Below are 22,027 nucleotides of genomic sequence, written 5' to 3' on the forward strand. Positions count from 1 at the left end.
GTTGTTCTGCATCGGCTTTTGTGTATTATCTGCCCCGAGAGGAATAGAGCTGTGCGTGATGAGAAAAATCAGCGACTGCTCGCGGCTGGGGAGGCCGTCCCCGGTTTGGTTACGGACCCGGGAAAATGACCGATCTCTCGCAGCGGACATTTCGCGCCGTCGCGCTGCAGCGCGCCGCTTCGCCCGAACAGCTTGATCATCTCGTCCGCATTACCAGACCGTTTGACTGGATGCTGGTATTTGCCATTTGCATCGCCCTTATCGCAGCCGTCACATGGGGCATTGTGGGCCGCGTCCCTACCCGTGCTGAAGGCCAGGGCATTCTGATCAGCGGTGGCGGCCGCGTCGTCGAGGCGTCTTCTGCCGCCTCCGGCCGGCTGGCAACCATCAGCGTCATGGTCGGTGACCGCGTCACCCAGGGGCAACCGATCGCGGAGATCGTTCAGACCGACATCCAGCAACGCCACCAGGCTGCCGTCGAAGTTTTCCGCGAGAAGGAACGCCAGCACGCTGACCTGATCGACAAAACCAAGCGCGAACTCGCGTCGAAGGCACAGAACTTTGCGAAGCTCGAAGCCGCGTTCAACCAGGTCATCAAGGCGACCACGCAGCGCATCGACTATCTGACGAACGACGTCAAAACCCTCGAGGATTTGATGGCGAAGGGATTGACGACGCGGCGCACACTTGAGGAGCGTCGCCGGGATCTCAACGACGCCCAGCAGCGAAAAGAAGACACGTTCAATGAAATCCTGAAGATCCGGACGACTCAGACCGATTTGGAAACCCAGCGCGAACGCGAGAGCCAGACATCCGAGTTTGCCCTCAATGACGCCCGCCGGCAGATGGAATCCGCGGCGGGGCTGCTGACCCAGAACACCCAGATCATCAGCCCGGTCGATGGTCGCGTGCTCGAAATCAAGGTCTCGGCGGGCGCCGTGCTTGCGGTCGGTGCACCTGTCGTCGCGATCGAAAGCGAAGGCCAGAAGCTGGAAGCCCTGATCTATATTCCCGCCGAGCGCGGCAAGAACGTCAAGCTCGGGATGCCGGTCCGCATCGAGCCCTCCACGGTGAAGCGCGAGGAATTCGGGACCATGGTCGGCACCGTCGTGACGATATCGGACTTCCCGATGACGCCGCAGGGCATGGCAGCCGTCCTCCACAACGACAATCTGGTTACCCGGTTTTCAAAGGAAGGAGCCGCCTACGCCGCAACGGTCAGCCTGGAGCAGGACCCCGAAACCGTCAGCGGATACCGCTGGGCGGTTGGACAGGGGCCGCCGATCCGCCTCTCCAGCGGAACGCTGACGCGCGCGGAAATCACCACACGGCGGCAACGCCCGCTCGACCTGGTGGTGCCCCTCATCAGGCGGTTGACCGGAATTGATGGATAGCGCCCCGCCGCAGCAACCGCTTCCGCCGCAGTTCCGGCCGCCTTCCCTCTGGCACCGGTTCCGAAGGCTGTTTTGGCGCAGGAACGTCAAGAAGACGCCGACCATCCTTCAGATGGAGGCCGTCGAGTGCGGCGCGGCGGCGCTGGCGATGGTGCTCGCGCACCACGGCGCGTGGATTCCACTGGAGCAGCTTCGCGTTTCGTGCGGTGTCTCGCGCGACGGCAGCAAGGCAAGCAACATCGTCCGGGCGGCGCGCACCTTTGGCTTCGATGCCAAGGGTTTTCGCAAGGAGCCGACGACGCTGCACGAACTGCCGATGCCCTGCATCATCCATTGGAATTTCAATCATTTCGTGGTGCTCGAAGGGATCGACGGCAACGACGTTTACATCAATGATCCCGCGACCGGACGGCGGCGCACCGACATGGCCGAGCTCGATCTCGCCTTCACCGGCGTTGCGCTCACCATGGAGCCGACGGCTGAATTCCAGCGGTCGGGCAGCAAGCCGCAAGGCTTGCGATTGCTGCTGCGCGAATTGCGCTTCTCGAAGACCCCTGTCGGCCTGCTGGTGCTCGTCAGCCTCGCGCTGGTGGTGCCCGCCATCGTCGCTGCCGGCTTCTCGAAGATATTCATCGACAACATCCTGATCCAGCGCACCAGCAGCTGGTTCATTCCGCTCTTGATAGGCATGGCCCTGACCGCGATCATCCGCGCGCTGCTGACGCTGGTGCGCCAATCGCTGCTGCTGCGCCTGCAGACCAAGCTTTCGGTCGTCATGGTGAGCCGCTTTCTCTGGCATGTCATGGCGCTGCCGGTCGAGTTCTTCACCCAGCGCCACGCCGGCGATATCTCCAACCGCGTGGGCGCGAACGAGCAGATCGGCCGCCTGCTCTCGAGCGGCGTCGCATCGAATGCGCTCAATCTGACGTCGATCGTCTTCTTCGCCGCGGCGATGGCCATCTACGACCTCCCGCTGGCCATCATTGGCGTGAGCATGACGCTGGCGAATGTGCTGGCGTTGAAGTTCATCGGAGGACGTCGCGAAGACCTCAGCCGCAGCCTCGCGCTGGAGCAAGGCAAGCTCGTCGGCTCCACCGTCAGCGCGGTGCGCAGCATCGAAACCCTCAAGGCCAGCGGCCTGGAGGACGAGGCGTTCGGCCAATGGGCCGGCATCCAGGCCAAGGCCTTGAACGCCGAGCAGGAACTCGGCGCCTCGTCGATCTATCTCGATATGCTGCCGACGCTATTCACGGGACTGACCGTGGCCGCGATTCTCGGCGTTGGCGGCCTGCGCGTCATCGAGGGATCGCTGACCCTCGGAGGCCTCGTCGCCTTCCAGTCGCTGATGGCAAGCTTCTCCGAACCGGTGACCGAACTCGTCAATTATTTCGGCAACGTGCAGACCATCAAGGGCGGGCTGGAGCGCCTCGAAGACGTCTACAATTATCCGCTCGGAAAGTCGGACAAGCCAACGATCGCGCCCGAGCACTTTCCGCCAAAACTGACAGGCCGGGTCGAGCTCAGCAATATCAAATTCGGCTACTCGATCCTGGAGCCGCCGCTGTTGGACAACATCTCGATCGACATCCATCCGGGTTCGCGGGTAGCCCTTGTCGGCGCTTCCGGCAGTGGAAAATCGACCCTCGGAAAGCTGATTTGCGGTCTCTACAAACCTTGGGCCGGCGAGGTTCGCGTCGACGGATGGAATTTGCCGGAGATTCCGCCGCAGGTATTTGCGAACTCGATCACCTATGTCGACCAGGACATCTTCCTGTTCGAGGGGACGGCACGCGAAAACCTCACGCTGTGGGACTCGACCATCACCGAGGCCGACCTTTCGCAGGCATTGAAGGATGCCGTCATCCACGAAGACATCGCGACGCGAACGGGAAACTACGACTGCTATATCAACGAGGGCGGCACCAATTTCAGCGGCGGCCAGCGTCAGCGGATCGAGATCGCCCGGGCGCTGGTTTCCAACCCCTCCATCCTGGTACTCGATGAGGCCACCGGCGCGCTCGATCCGATCACCGAAAAGATCATCGATGACAATCTGCGGCGACGCGGCTGCACCTGTATCATCATCGCGCACCGCCTCAGCACCATCCGTGACTGCGACGAGATCATCGTGCTGCAGCAGGGCAAGATCGTCGAGCGGGGCACCCACGAACAACTGATGGGCCTTCAGGGCACGTACGCAAGACTAGTGGCGCAGGAATGAGTGAATCTCTCCTCCAGCAGGCCCAGGCGATGGCCAATCAGGAAGGGGCTGCCCATGCGGCGGGCCACATCGCCTTCGACGGACGGCATCCAAAGCTGCTTGATCACCGCGGCTACGCGCTCCAGATCACCGCGGGGCATGTCGATGTCTTCGCGGTCCGGCTTGTCGAAGGCAATACCGACGGCGCCCGGCACCATTTGTTTCGGGCCGAGAGTGGAGAGATCATTCTCGATCTGCAGGAAGGCTTCAACCGGTCGGATCCGCAAATTCAAGTGCTCGCGGTCGGAAGCCCCGGCACCGAAGCCCTGCTTGTGCCGCGCATGGACGTTCAATCCCCGGACCCGGTCACCACCTGGATCAGGCGGCTTGCGCGGCTGATCGCCGGACCCAACCCGAGCTGGGACATGCTCGAAGTCGCGAGCGATGGCGCGGCCGAAATCCCGGCGGGCGAACGGCGCCGTGGTCCGGCGCGCAGCATTGTCTGGGTCTCCCTGCAAGCCGGGACGGCAAAGCCGATGGGGCTTGAACCATCGATTGCAGCTGGAGGCCCGCCGCTGCCGCTGACGTCAGGCATGTGGATCGAGGCAGGTCAATCGGGCTGCAGCGCGCTCGGCAGTGAGGCGATGCCGGACGCCGACCAATTGTGGCGCGCCGTCGATCAATTCCATCTCAGCGTGGCAAGCTGCATCAGGGAATATCTGGCCCGCGACGTCGAGCGCGAGGCGCGGCGTCTCGTGCTTCGCACCGAATTGATCACAACGCAGACCGCGGAATCCTTTGAGCGCCTTTCCGACGTCGTCGTGCAGCGCTCCACCCACACCGAGATGGCGACCGACTCGGCGGATCCCCTGTTCAACGCCTGCCGGATAGTGGTGGAAGCGATCAAGATGCCGTTCTCCGTCCCGCCCCGCTCCGTCCTTGCCCAAGCCGGGTTTAATGGTGCCGTCGAGATTGCCCGCGCGGCGCGCTTGCGCGTGCGGCGAACGCTGTTGCGGGGCGAGTGGTGGACCGAGGACGCCGGGCCCCTGGTCGCATGGCACGGCGAGGCACGAAATCCGGTCGCGCTCATTCGCCGCGGAAACCGCCGCTATGTGATGCTCGACACAACAACGGGAACGCGGCGGCCGGTCGACCGGTCGGTCGCCATGGAATTGGCGCCGGAGGCGGTATCGTTTTATCCGGCACTTCCGGCCCGCCCGCTTCGGTTCCGGGATCTGCTGACGTTCTCGTTCCGGCATTCCACCGGCAGCTTCCTTCGCATCGCGATTTCGATCGTCGCGATCGGGTTGTTGTCGCTGGTGACGCCGCTGATCACCAACGTCCTGATCAATTCGGTGATACCCCGCAGCGAACTCGATCAGCTCACGTTCTGTGCGCTCGCCCTCGCCGTCACGGCCATCGCCATCGCCAGTATCCAGACGATGGAGGGGCTCGCGATGCTGAGAGTGGAAGGCCTGATGGATTGGCGATTGCAGGCCGCGGTGATCGACCGGGTACTCAGGCTGCCGACATCGCTGTTTCGTGAATACACCGTCGGCGATTTCGTCGACCGCTCGATGGGCATCGACGCGGCGCGCCGGGTCTTCACCGGGCGTGCGCTGCGCAGCATGCTGATGGGCGTGTTCGCCTGGTTCAGCATCGGCCTGATGCTCTACTATGATGTCAAGCTGGGGTTGATCGCGCTATTGCTGACGCTGATCCGGGCGCTGCTGATCATCGCCACCAGCGCGCTGCGCCTCTATTATGAGAACAAGTATTTTACCCAGCAGGGCAAGATCGACGGCTTCGTGCTGCAGCTGATCGCCGGTATCGGAAAGCTGCGCGTCGCCGACGCGACCGCGCGTGCGCTCGCCGTATGGTCAAAGCAATTCGCCGGGCAAAAGCGCAATTTCATTTCGTCGCAGAAGGCCTCCAATGCCCTTGGCGTTTTCGAGACGGCGTATCCGCTGATCGCCACCCTCATCATCTTCGCGGCGGCGACTTATCTGAAGAGCAAGCTGCTGCTGGATGTCGGCGGCTTCCTGGCGTTTTTTTCCGCGTTCGGTCAGTCGATGGCCTCAATCGGCGCCTGGGCATCCGGCATCAGCGAATCGCTGATCGCCATCCCCCGCATCACCCGCCTTCGACCGCTGATTTCGGGGGCAGCCGAACTGTCGGACGAACGCAAATCCCCGGGCGAGCTGTCCGGAACGATCGAGCTGTCGCGCGTGACCTTCCGCTATACGCAAGGTGGTCCGCCGGTGCTCGAGAATGTCTCGCTCCGAATCGCGCAAGGCGAATACGTCGCCATCGTCGGTCCGTCAGGCAGCGGCAAGTCCTCGCTGTTCCGGCTGCTGCTGGGGTTCGAGAAGCCGGAGTCCGGCACGGTATTCCTCGACGGAAAGGCCATCGACACGCTGGACATCAGCGCGGTGCGCCGTCAGCTCGGCGTCGTGCTGCAAAACGGCAAGCTGGCAACCGGCAGCCTCTACGACAATATTTGCGGCGGCGTCCAGCTGCCGCTCGACCAGGCCTGGGAGGCGGCGCGGCTCGCCGGCCTGGAGGACGACATCAAGGCGATGCCGATGGGCATGAACACCGTGGTCGCCGAAGGCGTCAATACGCTGTCCGGCGGCCAACGGCAGCGCATCATGATCGCCCGCGCGGTCGCGCGCCGGCCGCGTGTTCTGCTGTTTGACGAGGCGACAAGCGCGCTCGACAATCAGTCGCAGGCGATCGTCAGCAACTCGCTCGGCAACCTCAATGTGACGCGGATCGTCATTGCGCACCGGCTCTCCACGGTCCGCCAGGCGGATCGCATTATCGTGCTGGTCGATGGCAAGGTGGTGCAGACCGGAAGCTATGACGAGCTCAGCAACACGCCGGGAATGTTTGCTTCATTCGCCAAGCGCCAGTTGCTTTAGTGATATGAATCACCCGGCGCGACGTCGTTTCGCAGCGTGACGCCTGTCACTGCGCGAGGCCGCGCGCGGATCCTAATCTCCTGACCATAGACGAAGCGGATCATCCCTTCGCTACAAAACAGGAGACGACCATGAACCACGACCTTCTCAACGACGAAGCGCTTTCCATCGTTAGCGGCGGCAAACCTGCCGGCGGGCACGGCGGCGGCACCGGAGGCGGCACCGGCGGCGGCGGCGGCAACGGCACCAGTGGGGGCGACGGCCTCGGCTGGCTCCGTAACCTCATCCGCAACATCTTCCCCTTCTAAACGCTGAAGGCGTTGACAGCACGGAAGAGACCGCCTCCACAGGCGGTCTCTTTTGTATTGGACGGTCGTTGCAGTGCCGCATCGCGTTTTGCTGCGCAGCAACGAACATCCTCTACCCGCCTGTCCGGCCACGGCCAGCCGTCGACAGTTACGAAATACCGCAATAAGCAACACCGAACCTGATATCGCTCGCCGTCGAGCTCTGCTGGCGATAGCATCACAGCCTCGCAGTGGAAGGCGCCGATGAGTAAGCCAGGTCCGGTATTTGCGTGGGGAAGGCTGTCGGAGGACCTCGCGTTGTTCAAGGCGCTCTCGCCGGAGCAGCGATTCAAGACCTTTGATGCCATGGTCCGGCAAGACCTCGTCCGCGGCGAAATGCTGGTGGCGCAGGGGGACCCTGCCGACTCACTCTACATTGTGTTGCACGGCGCCCTCGCGGTACGCCGAACCGGCGACTCCCTCCCGATCGCCGAACTGCGCGCCGGAGAACTGGTCGGTGAAATCGGGTTCTTCGCCAACCTTGCCCGGACCGCCAATGTGATCGCCATCCGCGACACCAGCGTGCTCGTGCTGACGCGCGCCGCCTACCAAAGCCTCGCGGAGAACACGCCGGCGATTGCCGAGGCGCTGCTTGCAGCGCTCGCGCTTCGGTTTGCGAAGCGAACGGAACAGATTCCAACGACGCGCACTTCGCCGATGGCCCGCACGGTGGCGCTGATCGATGGTGGCTTTGAGCCGATTCCAGCCGACTTTTATCGACGCATGCGCGAGACCCTCGCCGGGACCAACGCCCAGATCGTCGATCCAGCCCGCGTCAGCTCGATGTTTCCCGGCCGGGCACTGGACGCCCCCGAAGTCACCGACTGGCTCAACAAGCTCGAACAGGTTTCGCCGCTCGTGATCTATCTCGGCAGCGGTGAGGTGCCGGCCTGGACGCGGAAGGCGATCCGGCAGGCGGACATGGTGGTGCTGGCATGTCGCGGAGATGCGCCTGCGGAAGGCCTGACCGAAATCGAAACCTTCGCCTGCCAGGTGCATCCGGTGTCGGCCCGGCGGATCGTGCGTATCCATGACCGGCGCAGCGGCGAAGTCAGCGGCACCACGGCGTGGCTCGCGCGCCTGCCCTGCTTCATGCACCACCACGTCGCGCTCGAGGATCAGCTCGACATCGACAGCCTGATCCGTTTTCTGTCCGGGCGTGCGATTGGATTCGTGGCCGCTGGGGGCGGAAGCTTCGGATTCGCCCATGCCGGCATCTACAAGGCATTTCGCGAACGCGGCGTGACGTTCGACATCTTTGTCGGCACCAGCGTCGGCTCCGCCATGGCCGCCGGCTTCGCCAAGAACTTCGAGGCTGACCGTCTCGAACGCGGCGCCCACGAGATCTTCGTGAAGAGCCGCAGCTTCCGCCGCCCGACCTGGCCGCGATACGCGCTGCTGGATCACAAGGCGTTCGATCGCGCGCTCGCCGAACAATACGGAGCGCAATGCAGGATCGAGGATTGCTGGCGGCCTTTCGCGGCGGTCGCAACCAACCTTTCGACGCACTGCCTCGAACTGATCCAGTCAGGGTTGCTCTGGCAGGCGGTGCGCGCATCGAGCGCCATACCCGGGCTGTTGCCGCCCTTCTACACCAAGGACGGCGCGATGCTGGTCGACGGATGCCTGATCGATAACGTCCCACTGGATCCGATGCATCAACTCAAGAGCGGCCCCAATCTGGTCGTGCATTTCGGCGAACCCGAGGTCGAGACGTTTGACGTCGACTACGCGGCGTTGCCCGGCCGGCTGGAACTGGCTGCCGCGATGCTGGTGCCGTTCCGCAAGAAGCTGCTTCCGGCGGCACCCAACGCGGTCAACGTGCTGTGGCGGAGCCTCGTCGCCCATCAGCGCTATGATACAATCCCGGCCGCACCGCTCGATCACGTCATGCGGCCACCGATTCCGGCCGGAGTCGGAGTAACCGAATTCGAACGCCACACCGAGATTTTCGACTCAGCCTATCTCTGGGCGCGGGAGCGCATCACAGCGCTCGAAGCGGAGGGCAATTCCGCTATTGCCGCCATTCTCGGAAGCGGTGCGCCGACCAGGCTGTGAGCGCTGCATCTGTCTACGTCGACAGCACGGCCCGCAACTCCGCGGCCAACAGGCGCGGAACGGGGTCGCCGGGACACTCTGCGGCCAAGCCCTCAAACAACTGCGCCGCGCCAGCCTTATCGCCTTCGATCAACCGATACGCCGCAATGTATCGTTCGCGCCAATCCGCCGAGGCCTCCGGCGGCCAGGGTTCAAAAACCTCGACGGGCACGTCAAGGCCGCGCAGTGACGCCACACCGAGCGGCCTGAACAGGGTTGTCGTGCAGCGCGCGGCCGCGAATGGGCCGACACAGATGGTCGATCCATAGCGCTTGTTGAGCGCCTCCAGGCGCGCCGCCGAGTTGATGGAATCGCCGTGGGCAGTGTAGTCGAGCTTTGACCTGATCCCGATATCGCCGACAATGGCTTCACCGGTTTCGATACCGATACGCGTGCGGCCAAAGCCAATGTGGGACGGTTCGTTCCGTGACTGGAATCCCTTCGCCCATATCCGGATCTCCTCGGCGCAGTCGAGCGCGCGTTGCGGGTGGTCCCTGAGATCGAGCGGCGCGTTGAAGAACGCGTGGACGGAGTCGCCGACGATCTTGTCGACCATCCCGCCATGCTTCATCACGATGGCCGCCATCCCTTCAATATATTCGTCGAGCACCGCGACAAGCTGTTCGGGTCCTGCGCGATGCGTCATCGCGGTAAAGTCCTCGATGTCGGTCCACAGCGCGGTGATCTCGCGCTTCTCGCCGCTCAACTTCAGGAGGCCCGGATTCTCGGCGATCCGCTTCACAACCGCCGGCGCCAGATGTTGCTCGAAGCGGCTCCGGATGCGTGCTTCGCGACGGGCCACCAGCGCGTAAGAGCTCACGGAGGATGTCATGAAGACGAACAGGCCTCCTATGGACGGCATCATGGGATCGATCAGCCGATCCCCGACCAGAGACGCGAAGATCGCCCCCGACCAGAGAGCCGCCAAAGCGGTCAGGCCGACAAAAGCACCCAACACCGGCGACAAAGCCGACGCGGCGACCACGGCTATCAATCCCATGATCAGGGTCAAAGCAAAGCCTAGAGGGACCGCTTGTGGCGCCCGGCGCGCGTAAATCTGCTGGATGGCATCGGCCTGAATCTCGACCGATGGGACAAGCGGATCAGTTGCCGTTTCGCGCAATCCGCCAAGCTCCGGCGCCGACCCGCCGATCAATACAATAGCGCCGGCAAGCCGCGCGCGTTGCACAGCGTTGTTGTTGACGACGTCAGCCGCGGAGATCGTGCGCGCCTCCCGTTTGCGGATATCGGCGCCGGCCAATCGCAACAGGCCGTCGGCGGGCAGCGGCACTTCGAGATCGCCGACGATGATCCGCTGCGGGTTGGCATCGACGGAATAGGCCGGCGAGCGCTCAAACAGCCGGATCGCTTCCAGCGCCAGGCCCGGTCGCGTCGCTTCGCCGGCGCCGACGAGGAGCGGCACGCGCCTGATCCTGCCATCTGCGTCTCCGGGCAACGAAAGCGCGCCAAGCCCTTTCGCCGCGTCGACCAGCGGCGACACCGGCCCAAGGCCACCGCTCATGCGCCAGAGGCCATCCAGCACGACCGGGTGGCGTGCGAGAACCGGCACCCCTGGGACGGCGTCGGCCTTGTCGGCATCGAGAACAAATCCGAGCGCCACCGGAACGCTCTTCATCGCCGCGGCGAGATGCTTGTCACCGTCGAGAAGACCGCCAGCGAGCGCGCTGATATCTTGATTGCCGGTGAGAGAGCCGAGCTGTCGCGCCAACGCGGCTGGAGAGCGGGTATCCACCTGCGTAAAGAGGACATCGATTCCAACGACGGCCGGCTTGCCACTGGCCACTGCTTCGATGAGGCGCGCCATTGTCTCGCGCGGCCACGGCCACGGCCCCAAATCGTCGAGCGTGCGCCGGTCGATATCGACAACGACGACCGGAACAGCGCTTGCTGTCTCTTGCGGCTTCGATCGGCGGATCTGCCGGTCGGCTGCAAGCACCACATCGAATGCCCTTTCACGAGATACGTTCCGCCATTCCCTCGGCATCAACAATAGGGCGGCGAGGAACAGCACGAGGGCTAGAAGTCCGGCAATCAGGCCTGAATGAGTCTTGCCCAGCCGGCTAAGCATGAGACCCGTCAACTTCGGCGAGCTTGAGCGGATCGCAGAAGATTCGGTCGAGCGTGCGGCCAATGGCGCCGACTTCCTCCAGCTTGCCCAGCGCCTCGTTGATCTTGGGACGACTGGCGCCGAGCAGCAGGGCGAGTTCGCCCTGTGACATGCCGAGATCAAGCGGCAGCCGCTTTCCCGGCACCGGCTTGCGGTCGCCAATCGCGACCAGGAAGAAGCGCGCCAGCCGAACATGCATCGGATGAAGCGCGATCGACTCAAGTTGTCCGCTGGTGTCCCGCAGCCGGCTGCAGAGAAACGATATCAGCCGCTCGGACAGCACCGGCCGCGCGGTCCAAAGCTTGCGAAAATCCTCCTTGTCGAGCCGGTAGGTCGTCACCGCCGTGAGGGCGGTAGCATCGGCGCTCCTTGTGCCGCCATCAAGCGCCGCAATTTCACCGAGCAATTCGCCCGCTGTCGCATGCCGAAAGCTAAGTTCGCGACCATCCTCGGTGGCGATCGCCAGTCGCACACGTCCTTCCGCGACGAGGTAAAGGCCTGTCGCGCGCTCGCCGCGCGTAAACAGCGCCTGTCCCTTTTTGAATTTGGCTTCGCGAAAGGACGGAATGCAGGCCTCGAGATCCTCGACAGCCAGGCCCTTGAAGAGTTCGGTTTTCGACAGAAGAGAAACGAGAGTATCTTTGCTGGACATTTGTCGCCTGAATGAAAGGCCTCGGTTTGCAATGATTTGACGTCAGACCGGAAAATCTCACCGCGTCTTCAGGATCTCCATCGTGAAGTTTTCCTGCATGCCGTGCGAATTGATCAGAGAAGCTAACTAACGCTGTCCAAAGCGCCGCGAATCCGCTCCGTGCCCCACTTGGTGGCCGCGGAGGGTTTCGAACCCGGAGTGGCCAGGTTTGTCCCCTCTCCTGCCTGTAGCACGACCTCGCTCCCACCTCCGGAAACAGTGACCGTGCCGTGGTCGACAAACACGCCAAAAACGCCATTGCTCGGCCCGGCAAAGAATTTCGTGCCGCGGACGGCAATGAGTCCGTAAGAACTCCTGATCTTCATTGGGACGGGCCGGCTCCCACTCGGCCGGTCAAAAAGCATCGGACCAGACTGCAGCGAGATTTCGCCTCCGGTCGTCGAAAGAAACTGATCAATGACCAGTTGCGCCTTTTCGCCGAGCTTGATCGTCGTGTCCTCGCCCATCAACATCGTCAGCCGGGAGGATGGACCCGTCCCGACGCGATCACCGACAAAAAGCGAGGATGCTTTCTGCAAAGGCCGCTGCTGGCTGCTCGCATCGACAAACGCTTCGCCCTTCACCTCTTCGACGCGGCCGGCAGGATCGGCGGCGCGCACTGGCGAACTGAGGGCTGCTGACGCAAGCAGCGTGCCGACGAAGCCCAAGACCTCTCGTCGATCGAACGGATGCCCGAAGTATCGCCGCGATCCCTGAAGCATGAAACGCATCGTACAATCCGCTCTATTGCGGGATTGATGCTAGCGGAGCAGCCAAGTCCAGGCAACCGGAAGCCACAATGGCAGGCTTCCAGTGTGATCTCACTACCGAACTGCCGATCAGCTCAGGAGCAATCGTAAACCAAATGGATGACACGCGGCCGCGACCGATGTTCTCGAGCCCGCATCGAGCGCGTTTGGATGCTGCCACGACAAATCGCTGCGACAAATTGCAGCGCCGGCTTCCTCAAGTCTGAATCTCTGTCACCCGCATGCGGGAGAGAGACGCCGAACAGCCCCCAAGGCTCTCGAGGGCTTAACAATTGCCAGCCCCGCCAGGTCACTTCACTCCCATATAGTTCCTTATTTCCAATAAGTTATCGGGCACGCAAACACTCGAATGCTCGCTGTCTTGCGCTGTTCCCCAGGGAACAGCGGGGTAAAGCGCCGTCCCCTATTCTGTACCGCCGACGTGAGGGCAGCGATAACCGCTGCCGGTCGGACGGAGATGGAGAAGTCATGATCACCCGGCCCAACAACACCCACAACCAACTCGGCGACAACGAACCCAATGCCGTCGTCGGCGGTCACCGCAAGTTTCACTATAAAACGATGAACGGCCACACCTATGCCATCGGCTACGTCAACGGCCGCACCCTGATGGTGAGGGTCGACTGATTAGCCAGCCGAGGATACGGCCGTCATCATCACCGTAGTCTTGCAGGTTGATGGTTCGCTTGATGCAGACGAAAGAGAATGGGACAGCAATTCGCTGTCCCATCCTTTGCGCTGTTTGATGGACACGCTCAGCGACGTCTTCCGCGAGGCCTCAGCGATCTCGACGATGCCGCCTCGGCAGCATTGAGTCCTTCCGAGCGATGTCGCGAACCGTCATGCGCGTTCGAGCAAGGCGGCAAGGCGCGGATCGCTGTACTTGCTGGCGACTCCAGCGCGGCGCAGGTCCTCTGCATACATCTCCAGCATTGCACGGATGACGGCAGGGTGCTTTGGCGCCACGTTGGTCGTTTGCTTCGGATCGGAGCGCAGATCATAGAGTTCGACCGGCTCGCTCGGAGTTGCGTAGAGCAGCGACCAGTCTTTCGTGGTGATGGTGACAGGTTGCCATTCGACTACCGTCCGCATCAGGTCGTCGACCACTTCGACCGTCTCGCCGGGATTGGCGAGCGGCAGAGCCGTCAGCACGTGATCGCGCCCTTCGAAGGGCTGCCCCCGGACGGCGGGGAGCAGCGAGAGTCCCTGCATCTCCGCCTGGCGCGGCAGGCCGGCCATGTCGCAGATCGTGGGAGCGAGGTCGAGCGCGCAGGTCAGCTTGTTAGTTCGTCCGGGCTTTGCGCCCGGCACATGGATCAACAGCGGCACCCTGGCGATCTCTTCATAGAGCGGCGAACGCATCCACGTCGCTTCGCCGGGCGCCCTGCGGACCATCTTGCCCATCAGCCCGTGCTCTCCCAGCAGGAAGCCGTGGTCCGAGACGAAGATGATGGCGGTGGAGTCCTCGATGCCGAGATAGACGAGTTGGTCGAGCAGATGCCCGATCCAGCGATCGACCAGTTCGAGCTCGCCGCTATAGAGCGCGCGCGCCACCGCGATGTCGCGATCCGTCATGCCGTGCTTCTTGCAGTCGCCATAGGGCGGGTGCACGCGTTCGCCGGCATAGTCGGGAAGATAGTGTCTGACGTAATAGGCCGGCGGGTCCCACGGTTCATGCGGATCCCAGGTGTCGACCAGCGCAAAGAATTTATCCTGGTAGATTTCCTCCAGACACTTGGCTGCCTGCACCATGGTGATCGGTGCCGGGCAATCCATCTCGCCGGTACGGGGATCGGGCTTCACCTTGCCGGTGATCGGCCATTGCGGAAGCTTGCCTTCGCCCTGGCGCTTGGTCTTGTTGGGCGCGGTGTAGGAGCTGTAATGCGGCGTCCCCAGGAGCTGGGATTTCATGTCGTAGAAGAAGTTGAAGCCGCGATCATATGAATAGCCGTTGACCTGGTAGAACGGCGTGTCCACCACGCCGAGCGTCGTGTAACCCGCTTCGGTCAATGAGGTTGCAATCGAGCGATCCGCGCGCGGCAGCGCACCCCAGCCGACGCCGGCAAAGGCAGGCTTGCCGGTGAGATAGTCGTAGCGCGCAGGCACTGTCGGAAAGCTCGACGCATAATAGCGATCGAAGACCATCGATCGCGCAGCGAGCCGATCGAGATTGGGAGTTCGGACGTGGCCCCCGTTGTAGCCGAGCATGTCCCAGCGGACAGTGTCGGATACGATCATCAAAATGCGCTCCACCACGGCAAACCTCCCTTTTTCTGCGTTCCTTTTATAGTAATATATCACATATCACTTGGAAGGCGTCAACGGTAGTATGTCACACGTTACATTTACACATCCGGGGGGTTCGGGTAGTAAAAGCCATGGATCTTCGACAAATCGGTGCATCGAGCCTGGTGTCCGGACCCAGCCTGCGGGAGCAAGCGAGGCAGGTGATCCGCGGGCTGATCATCACGGGACAGATGCAGCCCGATCAGCTCTATTCCGTCCCGCGTCTTGCGATCGATCTCGGCGTCTCGGCGACACCCGTTCGCGAAGCTCTGCTCGATCTCGCGCGCGAAGGCCTGCTCGAGCCCGTACGAAATCGCGGCTTCCGCGTGGTCTCGCTGTCACCGGGGGAACTCAACGATATCTTCGCGATCCGCCTGCTGCTGGAAGTGCCTGTTGTCGCCGAGATCGCGCGGGCTCGCCTCACGCCCGCGCAGACCGAGCAACTGCGCCATCTTGCCGAAGCCACGAAACGCGCCGCCGATGATGGCAATCTCATTGAGTTCCTGGAGACCGATCGCCAATTCCACATTGGGCTCATCGCCACACTCGGCAACAAGCCCCTCGCCGACCTGGTCGAGACGCTACGTGATCGCGTTCGGCTTCACGGCTTCAAGAATGGATCGACCCGGGAGCATATCGCGCAGTCGGCCAGTGAGCATTTCCAGTTGCTCGACGCGCTGTCGGAGCAGGATGAGGCCGTCGCTGTTGCGGTGATGCGCCGCCACCTCGAACGTTCGCGCCATGTCTGGGGCGAAGGCGATCGCAAGCCGCACACCTGAAGATCAGACCTGAATCGAGGTCAGCTTCTTCAGGCACCGCAGCGCGAATGACGATCGGCTGTGGCGGATGCCTGGAATGCGATAAAGCTTTTCACGCAGGAAGCGTTCGTAGCCGGCCGTACTCTCGACGGCGACCTTGACCAGATAGTCATAATCTCCGGTGGTGAGATAGGCCTCGATCACTTCGGGCAAGCCAGCGAGCAATTCTCCGAACCGCTCCAGCACCTCCTCATCGTGACGGTCGAGCGTGATTTCGATGATCACTGTTTCCGGCAGACCAAGCTTCTCCTGATTGAGGAGCGCAACATAGCCGTCGATGTAACCCTGCTTCTCCAGTCGCTTGAGTCTGTTCCAGCATGGCGTCGTGGATAGCCCGACCTTGTCGGCCAGCTCCGCCGTCGTGAGCCGTGCATCGGCTTGCATCGCCCGCAGGATGCGCCGGTCGGTCTCGTCAAGGCGCAGTGAGTCCTTCCGCCGCGTCGCCTTCATAACCGAGAACTCTATTCTGGGTATTGGTTAGTTTCCGAGGATAATTATATCGCTAACTTGCCAAATTGCCAGGCAAAAGGAAGCCTCTTCTCGGGAAACACGGATACAACTTCTCCAAATTTGAATGGGGATGCCGTGTTCATTCTGGAGCTGCACGCAAGCGATCTACATGCCGCGCTCGGCCGCCTTCTCGACCAGGTGCGCGTCGCCGACCTGCGGTTGGCGGCCGTCGATGCCCGCGAGGAAGCCGGCGAATACAAACTCCAGGCTTCCATCGACGTCCGTGACCGCCAGGCCGTCGAAAGGCTTGCCCGCCGCGTCGGCGCGATCATCGGCGTTGCCGCGATCGAGGTGAGGGGCGGACGTCAGCACGCGATACTAGCGGCCGCCCCATGATCTCACACGATCAGGCGCGCAATGGTCGCCGCAACAGCTTCCGACAGGTCCGCTAACCGCCCCTCGCGAGACGGCTATTCCCAGGACCAGGCGGAGAAGTCATTTTCGAATTGCGGGACTTCCTTCCACACACCCTTCAGCTTCTTGCTCGCAATGGTGATCCATTGCGGCTGGAACAGGAAGCCGGCAACCGCATCGGTCGCCAGCATGCGCTGCGCGTCGCCGAGCAACTTGGCGCGTTCGGCCTCGGCCGGTGTTGCCTTGATCTGCTGGTAGAGCGCGTTGAAGGCCTCGTTGTTATAGCCGAGATAATAGTCCGGCTCGGTTATCTTCACGAGATCGAACGGCTCGACATGCGAGACGATGGTGAGATCGAAATTGTGCGGGCCGTTGCCGGCAAAGACCTGTGACAGCCACTGCGCCCATTCGACGTTCTCGATCTTGGCGATGATGCCGACTTTGGCGAGCTGGGCCGCGAGGATTTCTCCGCCGTTCCGCGCATAAGGTGGCGGCGGCAGCTTGAGGCTCAGCTCCAGCGGCGCTTTGACGCCCGCTTCTGCCAGCAGCTTCTTGGCCTTTTCCGGGTCGTATGGATTGATGCCTGTCGTATCGACATAGCCGAGCGATCCCGGCGTATAAAAGCTGCCGATCGGCGAACCAAATCCATCGACAGCGCCATCGATCATCGCCTTGCGATCGATGGCGGCGAGAATGGCGCGACGAACCCGCACATCGTCGAGCGGCTTCCTCCGTTCGTTAATGCCGACGATGGTCTTGGCCCTGGAGCCGCCAATCAGGACATTGAAGCGCGGATCGGCCTTGAACTGCGCCACACTGCGCGCCACCGCGCCGCGCGGAAACACGTCGATGTCACCCGACAGCAGCGCCGCGACCTGCGCGGCGGGATCGCCGATGAAGCGGATGGTCACCTTGGAAAGCTTGATCGCGGCGGCGTTGCGATAATCCGGCCATTTGCTCAGGGTGATCGACGATCCCTTGGCCCAGGCACCGAGCGTATAGGGTCCGGTGCCGACCGGCTGCGTCGCATTGGTCGGTGCACTCTTCGGCTCGACGATCGAGCCGCCCGCCTGACCGATCAGGAACGGCAGGTTCGGTTCGGAATATTTGAGCACGACCACGATCGTCTCCGCGTCAGGCGCGGTGACCGACTCAAACGCCTGGTACAGGCTCTTGTCCTTGTTGGTGCTGGTCGGCGCCGCGTTGCGATCGTAGGAAAACTTCACCGCAGAGGAATCGAACGGCTCGCCGTTGTGGAATTTGACGCCCTTGCGGAGCTTGAACGTATAGGTTTTCAGGTCGGCCGACGCCTGCCAACTCTCGGCGAGCAAGGGCGATACCGAACCGTCCTCGTTGATCTTGGTCAACGTCTCATAGAGGTTATAGAGCGTGACCTCGGCAATGGCCGCAGCGGCTGCGTTGGTGGGATCGAGTCCCGGCGGCTCCAGCGTCATGCCCATGACGACGCTGTCCTTCTTGCCCTGCGCCAGACTCGGCAGCGGCGCGGCGGCGAACGCGGCCACAACTGCAAAAATGGCTAACTTCCTGAACATCCCTTGCTCCCCTGAAATATCGCGCGACCAGACTAAGCCAGTCCCGCATAAAAGGCTAACCCTCCTCCGACGCTACCGGAGGCAATGCCATCACCGTCTCGGCGCGATGGCACGCGGCTGATTGCGCCGGGCCCACCTTGCGCAGCGCAGGCGCGACCTCGCGACAGTGCTGGTCGGCCAGCGCACAGCGTGACGCGTAGGGACATCCCGTTGCGCCCACCGAATGCGAGGCGATCACCTGCGCACCGCGACGCCGGCGCACACCGCCGGCCCGGGCGCGCGGCACCGCCTCGAGCAACGCCCGCGTGTAGGGATGGGCGCAATGCGCGAACAGATCCTCAGGGCTCCCCTGCTCGACGATCCGCCCGAGATACATCACCGCGATCTCGTCGCAGAGATAATCCACCACCGCCAGATCGTGGCTGATCAGGACGTAGCTCAACCCGAACTGATCCTGCAGGTCTTGCAGGAGATTGAGCACCTGCGCCTGCACGGAGACGTCGAGTGCGCTGACCGGCTCATCGGCGACGATCAGTTTTGGCTGGGTGATCAGCGCACGCGCGATCGCGATGCGCTGGCGCTGGCCACCGGAGAATTCATGCGGGAACTTGTCCATGTCGGCCTCGCGCAGTCCGACCTGCCGCAGCACGTCGGCAACGCGCTGACGCAACGTGGCGCGATCCATCCGTCCGAGCGCGGTCAAGGGCTCCGCGACGATGCGCGCAATGGTCTGTCGGGGGTCCAGCGAGCCGTAGGGATCCTGAAACACCATCTGAAAATCACGCCGGGCGCGGCGTAACTCGTCAGCCGGCAGCCGGTTCAGGTCGCGGCCCATGAGCGACACCGAACCTGACGACGGCCGCTCCAGCGCCATCACCAGCCTCGCGAAGGTCGACTTGCCCGATCCGGACTCGCCGACCACACCGAGGCTTCGGCCCGCCGTCACCTTTGCGGTGACGCCGTTGAGCGCATGCACCTGCCCCGCCGGCTTGAACACGCTTTCGCGCGGCAAGGTGTAGCGCTGCGCCAGATCCTTCACATCGAGCAGCGGCAGTTCGGCGGGCGGCGGCGTCTGCTCAGGCATGGTCATGCGCCCAAAACTCCAACCGCTTCGGCCATCGAAACATCCGTCCTGAGACAGCGCACGCCGTGGCCGGCGCCGACGTCCACCGCGGCCGGCGGCGCCACGCGGCAACGATCCTCGACGATCGCGCAGCGGTCGGCGAAAGTGCAACCGGAGGGCAGATCGGCAAGCTCGGGAACGGTGCCGGCGATGGTCTTCAGCCGGGTGCCCTTGCGCGCTCCAAGGCGCGGGCGAGCGCGAAACAGACCCTGCGTATAGGGATGTCCCATGCGCGTGAACACCGCATCCGTCGCGCCGCTTTCCACGACGGTGCCGCCATACATCACCATCATGCGCTGCACATTCTCGGCGATGACGCCGAGATCGTGCGAGATCAGAATCATCGACATGCCGCGCTCGGCAACGATATCCGCGATCAGGTCGAGAATCTGTCCCTGAATGGTGACGTCGAGTGCCGTGGTCGGCTCATCGGCAATCAGCACGTCGGGCTGGCAGGCCAGTGCCATGGCAATGGTAACACGCTGCCGCTGCCCTCCGGAGAACTGGTGCGGATAGGCATCGACGCGTTTCGCCGCATCGGGAAGCCCGACACGATCGAGCAAGGCGATGGCCTGCTTGCGCGCCTCTCCCGCCGAACAATTGGTGTGGCGCCGCAACGGTTCGGCCACCTGACGGCCGATCGTGTGCATCGGATTGAGCGCGGTCATCGGCTCCTGGAAGATCATGCTGATGCGATTACCGCGCAGCTTGCAGTAATTTGCATCCGGCAGACCCACCAGCTCCATGCCGTCGAGGCGGATGCTGCCGCTGATGACGGCACTGTCAGGCAAGAGGCCCATCAGCGCCAGCGCGGTGACGGATTTGCCGCATCCGGATTCGCCGACGAGGCCCAGGGTCTCGCCGCGCCTCAGCGAGAAACTGACGCCGCGAACGGCCTGCGCGGGGCCGCGGCTGGTGTTGAGCCGCACGCCGAGGTCGCTGACTTCGATCAAAGGCGCGTTGCCGGACCCGCTCATGTTCAACGCTCCCGCGCCAGCCGGGGATCAAGCAGATCGCGCAATCCGTCTCCGAACAGATTGAGGCCAAGCACAGCGATGGCGATCGCAGCGCCCGGATAGACCGCGAGCATCGGCGACTGGAACAGCAGCGTCTGCGCATCGTTTAGCATGCGGCCCCAGGACGGCTGCGGCGGCTGCGTGCCGAGCCCGAGATAGGACAACGCCGCTTCGGCCAGGATTGCGAGAGCGAACTGGATCGTCGACTGCACGATCAGGATCGGCAGGACGTTGGGCAGCACGTGCTCGATCGTGATGCGGAAGCCGCCCTTGCCGCAGGCGCGCGCGGCCAGCACGAATTCCCGCGCCCAGATCGCATTGGCCGATCCACGGGTCAACCGGACGAGAGTCGGAATCTGGAAGATGCCGATGGCAACGATCGAGGTCACCATGCCCGGGCCGAAGACCGCCGCCAGCATGATGGCCGAGAGCACCGCGGGAAACGCAAAAGTGAAGTCGCTCATCCGCATGATGATCTCTTCGGTCCAGCCCTTGCGCGCGGCGGCGATCAGTCCAAGACACACCCCGAAAGTGAGGCCGATGCCGACGGCGATGATGCCGACCATGATGGTGGAACGGGCGCCTACCAGCAGCAGCGAGACGATATCGCGGCCGAGCACGTCGGTGCCGAGCCAATGCGCGGCCGACGGTGGTCGCAGCTTGGAGGCCACGTCGATTTCATAGGCGGACCACGGCGTCCAAACCAGCGACAGCAAAGCGGCACAGAGCACCACCAGGCTCAGCGTGCCGCCCGTGACAAAGCTGCGGTGGCGCAGCGCGCGGCGCCAGAAGCCGCTCGCAAGCCGCGGTCGCGCGGTGGCGGCCCCAACCTCGACTGAGGCGCTTAGCGGGATGCTCATAGGCTGTGTACCTTGATGCGCGGATCGATGAAGGCATAGAGCACATCGACCACGAAGTTGACGATGACGACCACAGCCGCCAGCAGCATCACGCAGTTGCGCACCACGATCAGGTCGCGATTGGCGATCGACTGGAAGATCAGCCGGCCGAGACCCGGCAGATAGAACACGTTCTCGATCACGATCGTCCCCGCCAGCAGGTTGGCGAACTGAAGGCCCATGATCGTCATCACCGGGATCATCGCATTGCGCAGCACGTGCTGCCACAGGACGTCGCGCTTGCTCAAACCCTTGGCGCGTGCGGTGCGCACGAAATCCTCACGCAGCACCTCAAGCACCGCCGAACGCGTGACCCTTGCGAGGATCGCCGCCTGCACCACCGATAGCGAGATCGCAGGCAGCAGCAGCGACTTGATCCCGGCAATGATGCTTTCGTCCCAGCCGGCAAATCCGCCGGCCGAAAGCCATTGCAGCTTCACCGAGAACAGCAGGATCAGCAGGATGGCGAACCAGAAATTGGGAAGCGCGATGCCGAACTGCGTCAACGACATCACGCCCACATCGCCGAGCTTGTTGTGATTTGCCGCCGTATAGATTCCGGCAGAAAGAGCCAGCACGACCGTCATGGACATGGACATGACTGCGAGCGGAATGGTCAGCGTGAGGCGCTCCGCAATCAGGCCGGCGACAGGGGTGCCATAGGCATAGCTGTTGCCTAGATCGCCGGTCAGCATCCCCTTGATCCAAAGGACGTACCGATAGTACAGCGGCTGATCCAGCCCGAGCTTGACCGTCAGCGCCCGGACAGCGTCAGGCGAGGCATCCGCGCCCATCAGCATCTGTGCGGCGTTGCCGGGCAAGGCATCCAGAACGAAAAAGATGATGAGCGACGCGCCGACCAGCGTCGCCATCAGCGTCAGAAAGCGGCGGAAAAGGAAGACGCTCAAGTCTCGATT

The 22,027-nt window shown here is 63.0% G+C and carries 18 protein-coding genes; 8 read left to right on the top strand and 10 right to left on the bottom strand.

What is annotated here, in order from left to right:
• The first annotated feature begins 125 nt into the window (after positions 1 to 125).
• The 5 genes from JQ611_RS25275 to JQ611_RS25295 all read left to right on the top strand — a co-directional run bounded on the left by JQ611_RS25275 (position 126) and on the right by JQ611_RS25295 (position 8,923).
• Entirely contained in the window at positions 126 to 1,394 is a 1,269-nt protein-coding gene (locus JQ611_RS25275) for an NHLP bacteriocin system secretion protein (RefSeq protein ID WP_212263865.1), read from the top strand.
• Positions 1,387 to 3,615 (top strand): NHLP family bacteriocin export ABC transporter peptidase/permease/ATPase subunit, encoded by a 2,229-nt coding sequence (locus JQ611_RS25280; RefSeq protein ID WP_212263864.1) that lies wholly within the window; start codon positions 1,387 to 1,389, stop codon positions 3,613 to 3,615. The genes JQ611_RS25275 and JQ611_RS25280 overlap by 8 nt, the downstream gene beginning before the upstream one ends.
• Complete coding sequence (locus JQ611_RS25285) at positions 3,612 to 6,518, top strand: NHLP bacteriocin export ABC transporter permease/ATPase subunit (protein WP_249133437.1); 2,907 nt, start codon at positions 3,612 to 3,614, stop codon at positions 6,516 to 6,518. Before JQ611_RS25280 ends, JQ611_RS25285 begins: the two co-directional genes overlap by 4 nt.
• A 131-nt stretch (positions 6,519 to 6,649) precedes the next feature.
• Positions 6,650 to 6,826, top strand: coding sequence for a hypothetical protein (locus tag JQ611_RS25290; RefSeq protein ID WP_212466906.1), 177 nt, complete (start codon positions 6,650 to 6,652; stop codon positions 6,824 to 6,826).
• A gap of 243 nt (positions 6,827 to 7,069) precedes the next feature.
• Positions 7,070 to 8,923 carry a patatin-like phospholipase family protein gene (locus tag JQ611_RS25295; RefSeq protein WP_212466907.1) on the top strand — a complete coding sequence of 618 codons (1,854 nt, stop codon included), beginning with the start codon at positions 7,070 to 7,072 and terminating at the stop codon, positions 8,921 to 8,923.
• Positions 8,924 to 8,936: 13 nt separating this feature from the next.
• Here the strand turns inward: JQ611_RS25295 and JQ611_RS25300 are convergent, their stop codons facing one another.
• From JQ611_RS25300 to JQ611_RS25310, 3 genes are all read right to left on the bottom strand, one after another.
• Positions 8,937 to 11,051 (bottom strand): CHASE2 domain-containing protein, encoded by a 2,115-nt coding sequence (locus tag JQ611_RS25300; protein ID WP_212466908.1) that lies wholly within the window; start codon positions 11,049 to 11,051, stop codon positions 8,937 to 8,939.
• On the bottom strand, positions 11,044 to 11,742 hold the full coding sequence (locus JQ611_RS25305; RefSeq protein ID WP_212263861.1) for a Crp/Fnr family transcriptional regulator: 699 nt from the start codon (positions 11,740 to 11,742) through the stop codon (positions 11,044 to 11,046). Before JQ611_RS25305 ends, JQ611_RS25300 begins: the two co-directional genes overlap by 8 nt.
• A gap of 122 nt (positions 11,743 to 11,864) precedes the next feature.
• Positions 11,865 to 12,512: a FecR domain-containing protein gene (locus JQ611_RS25310; RefSeq protein WP_212263860.1), complete on the bottom strand. Its 648-nt coding sequence runs from the start codon at positions 12,510 to 12,512 to the stop codon at positions 11,865 to 11,867.
• Positions 12,513 to 13,019: 507 nt separating this feature from the next.
• On the opposite strand from JQ611_RS25310, the gene JQ611_RS25315 reads away from it, so the two are divergent.
• Positions 13,020 to 13,178, top strand: a complete 159-nt coding sequence (locus tag JQ611_RS25315; protein ID WP_212389597.1) for a hypothetical protein — start codon at positions 13,020 to 13,022, stop codon at positions 13,176 to 13,178.
• A gap of 213 nt (positions 13,179 to 13,391) precedes the next feature.
• On the opposite strand, the gene JQ611_RS25320 is transcribed toward JQ611_RS25315, so the two are convergent.
• Positions 13,392 to 14,789 carry a sulfatase gene (locus JQ611_RS25320; protein ID WP_212263858.1) on the bottom strand — a complete coding sequence of 466 codons (1,398 nt, stop codon included), beginning with the start codon at positions 14,787 to 14,789 and terminating at the stop codon, positions 13,392 to 13,394.
• Between the two features lie 140 nt (positions 14,790 to 14,929).
• Here JQ611_RS25320 and JQ611_RS25325 point away from each other — a divergent pair, with 140 nt between their 5' ends.
• Complete coding sequence (locus JQ611_RS25325) at positions 14,930 to 15,616, top strand: GntR family transcriptional regulator (RefSeq protein ID WP_212466909.1); 687 nt, start codon at positions 14,930 to 14,932, stop codon at positions 15,614 to 15,616.
• 3 nt (positions 15,617 to 15,619) lie between these two features.
• On the opposite strand, the gene JQ611_RS25330 is transcribed toward JQ611_RS25325, so the two are convergent.
• Positions 15,620 to 16,105, bottom strand: a complete 486-nt coding sequence (locus JQ611_RS25330; protein ID WP_212034820.1) for an Lrp/AsnC family transcriptional regulator — start codon at positions 16,103 to 16,105, stop codon at positions 15,620 to 15,622.
• A 135-nt stretch (positions 16,106 to 16,240) separates the two neighbouring features.
• Between JQ611_RS25330 and JQ611_RS25335 the strand changes: the two genes are divergently transcribed.
• Positions 16,241 to 16,501, top strand: a complete 261-nt coding sequence (locus JQ611_RS25335; protein ID WP_212466910.1) for a hypothetical protein — start codon at positions 16,241 to 16,243, stop codon at positions 16,499 to 16,501.
• A 74-nt stretch (positions 16,502 to 16,575) separates the two neighbouring features.
• On the opposite strand, the gene JQ611_RS25340 is transcribed toward JQ611_RS25335, so the two are convergent.
• The 5 genes from JQ611_RS25340 to JQ611_RS25360 are packed head-to-tail and all read right to left on the bottom strand — an operon-like array spanning position 16,576 to position 22,018.
• Positions 16,576 to 18,072 (bottom strand): ABC transporter substrate-binding protein, encoded by a 1,497-nt coding sequence (locus JQ611_RS25340; RefSeq protein ID WP_212263856.1) that lies wholly within the window; start codon positions 18,070 to 18,072, stop codon positions 16,576 to 16,578.
• A gap of 55 nt (positions 18,073 to 18,127) precedes the next feature.
• Positions 18,128 to 19,156: an ABC transporter ATP-binding protein gene (locus JQ611_RS25345; protein ID WP_409411297.1), complete on the bottom strand. Its 1,029-nt coding sequence runs from the start codon at positions 19,154 to 19,156 to the stop codon at positions 18,128 to 18,130.
• Positions 19,157 to 19,158: 2 nt separating this feature from the next.
• A complete protein-coding gene (locus JQ611_RS25350) occupies positions 19,159 to 20,172 on the bottom strand; it encodes an ABC transporter ATP-binding protein (protein ID WP_212466912.1) in 1,014 nt (337 codons plus the stop codon).
• Positions 20,173 to 20,174: 2 nt separating this feature from the next.
• Entirely contained in the window at positions 20,175 to 21,071 is an 897-nt protein-coding gene (locus JQ611_RS25355; RefSeq protein WP_212466913.1) for an ABC transporter permease, read from the bottom strand.
• Positions 21,068 to 22,018 carry an ABC transporter permease gene (locus JQ611_RS25360; protein WP_212466914.1) on the bottom strand — a complete coding sequence of 317 codons (951 nt, stop codon included), beginning with the start codon at positions 22,016 to 22,018 and terminating at the stop codon, positions 21,068 to 21,070. Before JQ611_RS25360 ends, JQ611_RS25355 begins: the two co-directional genes overlap by 4 nt.
• Between the last annotated feature and the right edge of the window lie 9 nt (positions 22,019 to 22,027).

This window comes from Bradyrhizobium sp. AUGA SZCCT0182 (assembly GCF_018130185.1).
Classification (GTDB): domain Bacteria; phylum Pseudomonadota; class Alphaproteobacteria; order Rhizobiales; family Xanthobacteraceae; genus Bradyrhizobium.

What these genes read in the sequence shown, in the direction of transcription:
- JQ611_RS25315 (WP_212389597.1), top strand. Translation starts at nt 13,020, where the DNA reads ATGATCACCCGGCCCAACAACACCCACAACCAACTCGGCGACAACGAA.
- JQ611_RS25345 (WP_409411297.1), bottom strand. Translation starts at nt 19,156, where the DNA reads ATGCCTGAGCAGACGCCGCCGCCCGCCGAACTGCCGCTGCTCGATGTG.
- JQ611_RS25275 (WP_212263865.1), top strand. Translation starts at nt 126, where the DNA reads ATGACCGATCTCTCGCAGCGGACATTTCGCGCCGTCGCGCTGCAGCGC.
- JQ611_RS25355 (WP_212466913.1), bottom strand. Translation starts at nt 21,071, where the DNA reads ATGAGCATCCCGCTAAGCGCCTCAGTCGAGGTTGGGGCCGCCACCGCG.
- JQ611_RS25295 (WP_212466907.1), top strand. Translation starts at nt 7,070, where the DNA reads ATGAGTAAGCCAGGTCCGGTATTTGCGTGGGGAAGGCTGTCGGAGGAC.
- JQ611_RS25325 (WP_212466909.1), top strand. Translation starts at nt 14,930, where the DNA reads ATGGATCTTCGACAAATCGGTGCATCGAGCCTGGTGTCCGGACCCAGC.
- JQ611_RS25330 (WP_212034820.1), bottom strand. Translation starts at nt 16,105, where the DNA reads ATGAAGGCGACGCGGCGGAAGGACTCACTGCGCCTTGACGAGACCGAC.
- JQ611_RS25350 (WP_212466912.1), bottom strand. Translation starts at nt 20,172, where the DNA reads ATGAGCGGGTCCGGCAACGCGCCTTTGATCGAAGTCAGCGACCTCGGC.
- JQ611_RS25300 (WP_212466908.1), bottom strand. Translation starts at nt 11,051, where the DNA reads ATGCTTAGCCGGCTGGGCAAGACTCATTCAGGCCTGATTGCCGGACTT.
- JQ611_RS25310 (WP_212263860.1), bottom strand. Translation starts at nt 12,512, where the DNA reads ATGCGTTTCATGCTTCAGGGATCGCGGCGATACTTCGGGCATCCGTTC.
- JQ611_RS25305 (WP_212263861.1), bottom strand. Translation starts at nt 11,742, where the DNA reads ATGTCCAGCAAAGATACTCTCGTTTCTCTTCTGTCGAAAACCGAACTC.
- JQ611_RS25280 (WP_212263864.1), top strand. Translation starts at nt 1,387, where the DNA reads ATGGATAGCGCCCCGCCGCAGCAACCGCTTCCGCCGCAGTTCCGGCCG.
- JQ611_RS25320 (WP_212263858.1), bottom strand. Translation starts at nt 14,789, where the DNA reads ATGATCGTATCCGACACTGTCCGCTGGGACATGCTCGGCTACAACGGG.
- JQ611_RS25290 (WP_212466906.1), top strand. Translation starts at nt 6,650, where the DNA reads ATGAACCACGACCTTCTCAACGACGAAGCGCTTTCCATCGTTAGCGGC.
- JQ611_RS25340 (WP_212263856.1), bottom strand. Translation starts at nt 18,072, where the DNA reads ATGTTCAGGAAGTTAGCCATTTTTGCAGTTGTGGCCGCGTTCGCCGCC.
- JQ611_RS25285 (WP_249133437.1), top strand. Translation starts at nt 3,612, where the DNA reads ATGAGTGAATCTCTCCTCCAGCAGGCCCAGGCGATGGCCAATCAGGAA.